The 8,297-nt window shown below is 49.5% G+C and carries 8 protein-coding genes; 5 read left to right on the top strand and 3 right to left on the bottom strand.

All coding sequences use genetic code 11. The annotated features are described in order from the left end of the window. Positions 1–207 precede the first annotated feature (207 nt). From yidC to rpmH, 3 genes are all read right to left on the bottom strand, one after another. Positions 208–987, bottom strand: coding sequence for a YidC/Oxa1 family membrane protein insertase (yidC, locus tag QOS01_RS05985; RefSeq protein ID WP_283621526.1), 780 nt, complete (start codon positions 985–987; stop codon positions 208–210). A 62-nt stretch (positions 988–1,049) separates the two neighbouring features. Then, positions 1,050–1,394 carry a ribonuclease P protein component gene (gene rnpA, locus QOS01_RS05980; protein ID WP_047768356.1) on the bottom strand — a complete coding sequence of 115 codons (345 nt, stop codon included), beginning with the start codon at positions 1,392–1,394 and terminating at the stop codon, positions 1,050–1,052. A gap of 135 nt (positions 1,395–1,529) precedes the next feature. Then, positions 1,530–1,664: a 50S ribosomal protein L34 gene (gene rpmH, locus QOS01_RS05975; protein WP_003665227.1), complete on the bottom strand. Its 135-nt coding sequence runs from the start codon at positions 1,662–1,664 to the stop codon at positions 1,530–1,532. A 478-nt stretch (positions 1,665–2,142) separates the two neighbouring features. Between rpmH and dnaA the strand changes: the two genes are divergently transcribed. The 5 genes from dnaA (at position 2,143) to gyrB (ending at position 8,297) form a co-directional block, all read left to right on the top strand. Further along, positions 2,143–3,453, top strand: a complete 1,311-nt coding sequence (gene dnaA / locus QOS01_RS05970; protein ID WP_283621523.1) for a chromosomal replication initiator protein DnaA — start codon at positions 2,143–2,145, stop codon at positions 3,451–3,453. A 176-nt stretch (positions 3,454–3,629) separates the two neighbouring features. Then, on the top strand, positions 3,630–4,772 hold the full coding sequence (dnaN, locus tag QOS01_RS05965; RefSeq protein ID WP_283621522.1) for a DNA polymerase III subunit beta: 1,143 nt from the start codon (positions 3,630–3,632) through the stop codon (positions 4,770–4,772). A gap of 225 nt (positions 4,773–4,997) precedes the next feature. Continuing rightward, complete coding sequence (gene yaaA / locus QOS01_RS05960; protein WP_283621521.1) at positions 4,998–5,219, top strand: S4 domain-containing protein YaaA; 222 nt, start codon at positions 4,998–5,000, stop codon at positions 5,217–5,219. Between the two features lie 10 nt (positions 5,220–5,229). Then, positions 5,230–6,351 carry a DNA replication/repair protein RecF gene (recF, locus tag QOS01_RS05955; RefSeq protein ID WP_283621520.1) on the top strand — a complete coding sequence of 374 codons (1,122 nt, stop codon included), beginning with the start codon at positions 5,230–5,232 and terminating at the stop codon, positions 6,349–6,351. After that, positions 6,351–8,297, top strand: coding sequence for a DNA topoisomerase (ATP-hydrolyzing) subunit B (gyrB, locus tag QOS01_RS05950; protein WP_408612465.1), 1,947 nt, complete (start codon positions 6,351–6,353; stop codon positions 8,295–8,297). The genes recF and gyrB overlap by 1 nt, the downstream gene beginning before the upstream one ends.

The raw sequence follows: 8,297 nt of genomic DNA, 5'->3' as shown, positions 1-8,297 counted from the left end.
TTGGCATACACCAATCGAGATCTTCCTGCTTAATCTACGTCATTAAATTCGTTCAAGTTATTTCTTGCAATCTGCCTTAATAAAATTACCCTAGTGGCGCCCTATTGACAAGCGTTTATCAGTAATTATTTATTTAAAAAAATCACGACCCCGTTTTTTGAACTGAGTCGTGATTTTAATATTAATAATTTAAGTTGCGGACTTTACCTATTTACGTCTGCTTTGGTAGGCCCGCCGCTTGGCCTTAGCCAACTTCCGCTTCCGTGCCTTTTCAGCCCGTTGCTTTTCCTCCCGTTCCTTACGAATCTTGAATGGGTTTTGGATCAACAGGGTTTGGACAACTTGGAAGGCGTTAGAAACTACCCAGTAAAGGGTAATGGCGGACGAGAAACCGAGGGCCATGAAGAATACCATGATTGGCATGAACCAGGTCATCATTGTTGTCATGCTGTTCTTCTCCGGCATGGAGGCCATCGACAACCAGGAACTAATGAAGGTGAAGATGGCCGCCAAAATTGGCATGATGAAGTAAGGGTCGGTGTGCCCTAACTGCAGCCAGAGGAAGGTCCCGTGCTTCAATTCAGGGGTCCGCCAGATTGCCTGGTACAGGGCCCACATGATTGGCAGCTGGATGATGAGTGGCAGCATTGAGGCCATCGGGTGGACACCCGCTTCCTTGTACAGTTTTTGGGTCTCTTCCTGCATCTTCATCATTGAGTCCCGGTCACGTGATGAATACTTCTTCTGGATGGCCTTTAACTTGGGCGTTAACTCCTGGGTCTTCATCATCGACTTGGTCTGGTAGAACATCAGTGGCAAGAGAAGGACCCGGATGATAATCGTGAAGATGATGATCCCCATCCCATAGCCACCGGTGTGGTTGGAAAGCCAGATGATAAACTGCGAGAAGTTATAAACGATGTAGTGGTCCCAGAACCCGGTGCTGTGACTCGTCACCGGCTTGTTAGAACACGCGGCCAGCAGCATTGTTAAGCCGGCAATGGCCGCTAAGCTCAGGGCTTTTTTCTTCTTTTTCACGCTATTGTTCCTCACTTTTCATTAATTAACTTGGCCAACTTCAACGCGTGGACCAGGTTTTTCTTTGTTTCTGCCATCTCCAAGCCATCAGCAGCCGGGCGGGCAATCACTAAGAAGTCAACGTCTGACCGCAATTGGGGTTTTACCTCTAAGAGGGTCTGACGAATGCGTCGCTTGACCCAGTTACGGTGAACCGCGTTACCGATCTTTTTCCCAACTGAAATTCCAACCCGGAAATGCTTTTGGCCTGGCTTAGCCATCTGATAGATGATGAATTTATGGTTCGCAACGGAATTGTGAGTCTCGAAAACCCGCTGAAACTCACTTTCCTTTTTTACTCGGTATGACTTTCTCATGATGTCTAATCTCCAGCCTCACTTGTTTCGGTACTAAAAAAGGGCCCGGCAAACAACAACGCCAACGATCGTTGTTCGCTGAATTGCTTGCCCGCCCCTATACAATAAAAAAAGCCACTATAAAAGTGGCCGTGGTTATGCAGATAATACTTTTCTGCCCTTTTGACGCCGACGTGCTAATACCTTACGGCCATTGCTGGTGCTCATGCGCTTACGGAAGCCATGGACACGTGCACGGTGACGCTTCTTTGGTTGAAACGTGCGCTTCATGCGATTGCACCTCCTATTTTATAAATGGGATTGTTTCTAATCTTTCTTCAAACATACTTTGGAAGTATAACATACTTTTCGCGATTAATAAACGGCCAAAATTTATTTAAATTTTTTAGTTATCCACAGAGAGTTAAAAAATATCCACAGCACTGTGTAAAAGCTCCCCCTGTGGATAATTTTTGCACAGGGAAATACACCGGTCATCCCCAAATTCACACCCTGTTATTAAGTTATCCACAGGCCTGTTGATTTCTGTTGAAAAGTCGTTGAATCGCTGCCATAACAGCAATAAGTTTTCCACAGCTCACTGTTAATAGTCATCATTTATTCGTCTCTTTCCACCATTTCCACATCCCTAAAAGGCGAATTACACACAGAGTTGTGTAAATTTTTTGCTCGTTCGATTACCCTGTGGAAAACTTTTTTAGAGAATGATAAAATACCGGTTGGAATTAAATATCTAGGAGGAATTATTTTGACTGAGCTCGATTCTCTGTGGGAAGCGATCCAAAATTCTTTTCGTCAATACACCGGTCAGGTGACATTTGACAATTTTATTGCTCCGGCAAAACCGATTTCTCTCTCGCAAAATCGTCTAGAAATTGAACTACCGACGCCAATGCACCGGGATTTCTGGAATAAGAACCTAACGGAAAAGCTCAAGGAGTACGTCCAGCGTGAACTGGGCCGCCCCGTTGAGCCTGTTTACGTTTTAACGGGAGAAAAAGCTAAATCACCAACCCCACAAAATGTTGCGGGATCAACATCAAATATCCCATTAAACCCGTACTATAACTTTGAGACCTTCGTTGTCGGTGACGGCAACAAAATTGCCCACGCTGCCGCCCTCAACGCCGCGGAACGTCCCGGCTACATGAACCCCCTTTTCATCTACGGGGGCGTTGGTCTCGGTAAAACCCACTTGATGGAAGCCATCGGTAACTACATGCTTAAGATCAATAAGAACGCCCGCGTTAAGTACGTTACCAGCGAAGAATTCACGAATGACTTCATTAATTCAATTCAAAAGCGGACCACCGAGCAGTTCCGGGAAGAGTACCGGAACCTCGACCTCCTACTAATCGACGATATCCAATTCCTCGCCGACAAGGAAGGGACCCAGATTGAATTCTTCAACACCTTCAATACCCTTTACGACCAGCAAAAGCAAATCGTCTTGACCAGTGACCGGATGCCACGGGAGATCCCCGAACTACAAGACCGGCTGGTTTCTCGCTTCATGTGGGGGATGCCCGTTGAAATTACGCCGCCCGACTTGGAAACCCGGATTGCCATCCTGCGGAGTAAGGTTGAAGAGGACCACATCGACATTGGCAATGACACCTTGAACTACATCGCCGGTCAGATTGATACGAACGTCCGGGAACTTGAAGGCGCCTTGACTAAGGTCCAGGTCTACGCGGACCTCAGCAATGAGATCATCACGCCCCACCTGGCATCCCGGGCCCTCAAGGACTTCCGCCACTCGACCAAGCACCAGATTACGGTCGACGAGATTCAAAAACAGGTGGCCTCCTTCTATAACATTACCCAGGCCGATATTATGGGTAAGAAGCGGGTCAAGCAAATCGTGATGCCCCGCCAGATTGCAATGTATCTGACGCGTGAGCTGACGGACTATTCCCTGCCTAAGATTGGGAAGGAATTCGGCGGTAAGGACCACACGACCGTTCTGCACGCCATTGATAAAATTGAGGCCACCGCTAAGGACGACTCCCAACTCCAAAAGGATATTCACAAGCTCAAAGACCAGCTCCAAGCTTAGCTGTGGATAAGTGCAGAAGTTATCCCAAGACTTATCCACAAGTTATCAACAAGTAGAAATGCTTGTTATAATAGTCTTAGCGGACTTTTCCACAGGATTAACAGGCCCTACTACGACTACTATTTTTAAACTATAAAATATATTTATATATAACAGCACAAAAGGAGTGTCATTCTATGAATTTCACAATCAACCGTCCCGCATTCATTAGCCAACTAAATAATGTTCTTCGGGCAATCTCATCTAAAACCACCATTCCGATTTTAACGGGCTTAAAGATGGTCGTTGATAATGACCGGATTGTCCTTACTGGTAGTAATTCAGACATCACCATTGAAAGTGTTATTGGCGCTAGCAATGAGGACTACGGTCTAACAGTTAAGGAACCAGGAGCCATTGTGTTACCTGCCCGCTTCTTCAGTGAAATCGTTAAAAAGTTGCCAGACAAACAAGTAACAATTGAAGTTACAAATGGCTTCCAGGCGGAAATCACTTCCGGGACGGCTAAGTTTCAAATTAATGGTCAGGACGCCGAAAACTTCCCTCACCTACCAGAAATCGAATCTGATAACACCATCACTGTCCCTAACGATGTTCTCCGTGAAGTGATTCGGCAAACGGTCATTGCCGTTTCTAAGCAGGAAAGTCGGCCGATCCTTGCTGGGGTCCACTTTACCTTAAAGGATGGGCTCCTCACGGCGGTCGCCACCGATAGTCACCGGCTAGCACAACGGAAAGTGGCCTTGGAAAACGTTGACAGCAGCATGAACTTTGACATCATTATTCCCGGGAAGAGCTTGGACGAGCTTTCGGGGATGGTCAGTGACGTTAAGGAAGACATCAAGCTGCAAGTCAGTGAAAACCAAGTTCTCTTTATTTTCGGCAATACCCACTTCTTCTCCCGCCTGCTTGAAGGTAACTACCCAGAAACTAGTCAGCTGATCCCAACCACCGCCGACACGACGATGGAAGTTGAAGCCGGTACCTTCCAGGCCTCGATTGAACGTGCTTCCCTGTTGTCTCACGAAAGCCGGAACGATGTTGTTAAGTTGACCATCCAACCGGGATCAAACCGTGTCCAGATCAGCAGTGACTCCCCTGATATCGGGACGGTTGAAGAAGAGGTCGCCACTACCGCCTTGGACGGTCAAGACCTGGAGATTTCCTTTAACCCGAACTACATGAAGGACGCTTTACGGTCATTTGGCCAGGCCACCATTAAGATTTCCTTCACTTCCCCACTGCGGCCATTTACCCTGGTGCCAACGGAAGATACGGAAAACTTTGTCCACCTGATTACCCCAGTACGGACGTTCTAACATACGATTAGTGAAATAATTTAAAATGCCCTTAGCCACATTTCGTGGTCAAGGGCATTTTACGTTAATGAATTTGGCCTCAAATGATTTTATTTGCAAATTGAGCCATTTTGACCCCATTTTGATAAAAAAGCCTCGAAAAAGTTCAATTGGCTGAGATGGGCTATGACGCCATTTTCGCTTGTGATTGTGGTATAATAGAGAGCGTAAAGTAGGTGAAATGTTTTGGAAGCTAAAAAAGTTGTAATCGACCGCCCCTACATCACCTTGGGCCAGGTCCTCAAAGAAGAGGGCGTCATTCCAACTGGTGGTGCTGCTAAGTGGTACTTAAAAAAAAACACGGTTTTAGTTAATAACGAAGCTGATGACCGGCGGGGCCGGAAGTTGTATCCTGACGACCTGGTTACCCTTCCTGACGGCCACCAGCTCCAGATTGAAAGTAAGTAGGAATCAGTAGATGATCCTGACAGAATTGCACCTGCGCCATTTCCGCAACTATGAGGACGAAACAGTCCACTTTGCGCCGGGGGTGAACGTCCTGATTGGGCGGAATGCACAGGGGAAGACGAATATGCTAGAGGCAATTTATGCGCTGTCATTGACCCGGAGCCACCGGACCAACAATGACCGGGAACTCATCAACTGGCAGGCTCAGGCCGCGACAATCAGCGGGGTCGTGCAGAAGGCAACCGGGAAGGTGCCCTTGGAACTGCAGTTTACCAAGGAGGGCAAGCGGGCCAAGGTGAACCACCTCGAGCAGGCGCGTTTATCCCAATATATTGGCAACCTGAACGCCATCCTGTTTGCACCGGAGGACTTATCACTGGTCAAGGGGGCCCCGTCCTTACGCCGCCGGTTTATGGACATGGAATTCAGTCAGATGAGCAGCAAGTACCTATACGATGCCAGCCAGTTTCGGACCCTCCTGCGGCAGCGCAATAAGTACCTCAAACAATTGAAGTATGGTCAACAGCATGACCAGGTCCTGTTGGACGTTTTATCAGACCAGTTGGCCGCGTATGGTGCCGAGGTGATCGTTGCCCGGCATCATTTTTTGCAGCAATTGGAGAAGTGGGCCGCTGACCTCCACCACCAGATTTCGCTGCACAAGGAGGAACTGCGGCTGGTCTACGCCACCCAGCTCAAGATCGGTGACGAGACGACGGTTGACCAGGCCTACCAGCAGCTGTTGACGATTTACAAGGAAAATAAGGCCAAGGAAATTGACCAGGGGAGCACGATGTATGGCCCCCAGCGTGACGACATCCGCTTCATGGTCAACGGGAAAAACGTTCATTCGTTTGGTTCCCAGGGCCAGCAGCGGACAACCGCGCTATCTGTCAAGCTGGCCGAGATTGACCTGATGAAGGCCCAGACGGGGGAATACCCGTTACTACTGTTGGACGATGTCTTGTCCGAACTGGACACGGTCCGACAGACCCACCTGTTAAAGGCAATTCAGAATAAAGTTCAGACATTTCTGACGACCACCAGCCTGAGTGATGTTGCCCGTCAGCTAATCAACGAACCGACGATTTTCAAAATAAAGGACGGTACATTAGTTAAGGAGGAAGCATAGTGAGCGACGAACAAAAAGAAACGAAAGCGCAACTAGCGAGTGAATACGATGCCAGCCAGATCCAGGTCTTAAAGGGACTGGATGCAGTCCGGAAGCGTCCCGGGATGTACATCGGGTCGACCTCAGCCCAGGGTCTCCACCACCTGGTATGGGAAATCGTTGATAACGGGATTGACGAAGCCTTGGCTGGTTTCTGTGACGAGATCAACGTTGAGGTTAACCCCGACAACAGTATCACGGTCAGAGATAACGGGCGTGGTATCCCAGTTGACATTCAGGAACAAACTGGTAAGCCCGCTTTGGAAACGGTCTTCACGGTCCTGCACGCCGGTGGTAAGTTCGGCGGTGGCGGATACAAGGTTTCCGGGGGGCTGCACGGGGTTGGGGCCTCAGTCGTTAACGCCCTGTCGACCGAACTGGACGTTAAGGTTGCCCGGCAAGGCAAGCGCTACTACATGGACTTTGACCACGGTCACGTTAAGACCGCGATGAAGGTGATTGACGACAACCTTCCGGAAAACGAACACGGGACCATCGTTCACTTCAAGCCGGACCCGGCAATCTTCCGGGAAACCACGACTTACAATATCAAGACCTTGACTACCCGGCTGCGGGAACTGGCCTTCTTGAACAAGGGCCTCAAGATCACCATTGAAGATAAGCGGGAAGAAAATCCTGAGCGGCAAGAATTCCACTACGAAGGTGGGATCCGTCACTATGTTGACTTCCTGAACGAAAATAAGACAACCCTCTTTGAGCCGCCAATCTACGTTGAAGGGAAGGAAAACGGGATTACGGTTGAAGTGTCTCTGCAATACACCGACTCTTACCGGAGCGAACTTTTGACCTTCACCAACAACATCCACACCTACGAAGGTGGGACCCACGAGACCGGCTTTAAGATGGCCCTGACGCGGGTAATCAACGACTACGGTCACAAGGCGGGGATCTTAAAGAGCAACGAGACCCTGTCTGGTGACGACGTCAGAGAAGGAATGACGGCGGTTGTCTCCATCAAGCACCCGGACCCGCAGTTTGAAGGTCAGACGAAGACTAAGCTGGGGAACTCCGATGCCCGGACCGCCACCGACCACGTCTTTGCGGCCACCTTTAACCGCTTCTTGCTCGAACACCCGGACGAGGCCCGGCAGATCATCGAAAAGGGGCAGCTGGCTTCTAAGGCCCGGGTTGCCGCTAAGCGGGCCCGGGAAGTTACCCGGAAGAAGAGTGGGCTGGAGATTTCCAACCTGCCTGGTAAGTTAGCCGATAACACCAGTAAGGACCCGAACATTTCGGAATTGTTTATCGTCGAAGGGGATTCCGCCGGTGGTTCTGCTAAGCAGGGACGGTCGCGGTTAACCCAGGCGATCCTGCCAATTCGGGGGAAAATTTTAAACGTTGAAAAGGCCACATTGGACCGGGTCCTGGCCAACGACGAAATTCGTTCCCTCTTCACGGCCCTGGGAACCGGTTTTGGGGATGACTTTGACATTACCAAGGCCAACTACCACAAGCTGATCATCATGACCGATGCCGATGTCGACGGGGCCCACATTCGGACCCTGCTCTTGACCTTGATCTACCGTTTCATGCGGCCAATGATCACCCACGGCTACGTTTACATTGCCCAGCCGCCGCTATACCAAGTCCGGCAGGGTAAGTTTGTTAAGTACATCGAAAGTGACGAGGAACTGCAGCAAGTCGTTAGCTCCCTGCAGCCGAGCCCGAAGCCGGTTATCCAACGGTACAAGGGGCTTGGTGAAATGGACGCCGAGCAACTGTGGGAAACCACGATGGACCCTGCTAACCGGCACCTGCTCCGGGTCCAACTAGACGACGCCGAACAAGCTAACCAGATTTTCCCAATGCTGATGGGAACCAAGGTTGGTCCACGGCGGGACTTTATCGAGCAGAACGCTAAGTTTGTTGAAAACCTTGACCTCTAG

The organism is Limosilactobacillus avium (genome assembly GCF_947381485.1).
Classification (GTDB): domain Bacteria; phylum Bacillota; class Bacilli; order Lactobacillales; family Lactobacillaceae; genus Limosilactobacillus; species Limosilactobacillus avium.
This window is presented reverse-complemented; position numbering and strand designations above follow the sequence as displayed.